This is a genomic window from Microvirga sp. KLBC 81, assembly GCF_003075415.1.
GTDB lineage: Bacteria > Pseudomonadota > Alphaproteobacteria > Rhizobiales > Beijerinckiaceae > Microvirga.
Map to the genome: position 1 here is coordinate 1 of NZ_QDAH01000299.1, position 739 is coordinate 739.

The 739-nt window shown below is 64.0% G+C and carries 1 protein-coding gene; it reads right to left on the reverse strand.

Going from position 1 to position 739, the window contains the following annotated elements:
• Positions 1-85: 85 nt before the first annotated feature.
• Positions 86-739: IS110 family transposase (locus DC522_RS33870; RefSeq protein ID WP_116532737.1), on the reverse strand; the 654-nt coding region annotated here is incomplete at its 5' end.

Here is a 739-nt window from a genome sequence, read left to right on the forward strand (position 1 = left end):
GGGCGACCGTTCATCCATCCTGTCACATCCTTCTCGCAAACCTCGGTGGGAACTCGATGGCCGAGATGCCTGCCGCTGAACAGCCTTACGGCACTTGGGTGGCAATCCCCGCCTCGTAGCCCCTTTCGCGGTACAACACGCTCCAGGCGATGCGCGCGAGCTTGTTGGCCAGGGCTGCGGCAAGCACATTCCGGTGCAGCCTAGTCCCCGCGGCTGTCAACCAGCCTCCGAAGCAGTGTCTTTGCCAGTGGTGCCGGTGCTGCAGAATAGCCTGTGCGCCGCCCACGAACAGGGTGCGCAAGTAGCGGTTCCCACGCTTCGAGAGGCCGCCCAAGATGGTGCGATTGCCGGTTGAGATCTGCTTGGGCACCAGTCCCAGCCAAGCGGCGAAGTCGCGGCCTTTGACAAAGGCCGCTCCAGTGCCGACCGCCGCCACCATGGCACTGGCGGTAATCACCCCGACACCTGGAATCCCCATCAACCGCCGGCAGCCTGCGTCCTCTCGCGCCAGGGCCGTGATGTCCTGGGTGAGCGTCTCGATGCGTTCGTCCAACTGCCGCCAATCCTCCGACAGATCCTCGATCAGGTGGATCATCCGCGGCGAGAGCACGTCCGTGCGTTGAGACAGAAGGGTGGGAAGAGCCTCGCGTAAACCGGCAAGTCCCTGACGCACTGGAAGGCCGCATTCGAGCAGAAAGGCGCGGATCTGGTTGATCACCGCCGTACGCTGCCCAATCCG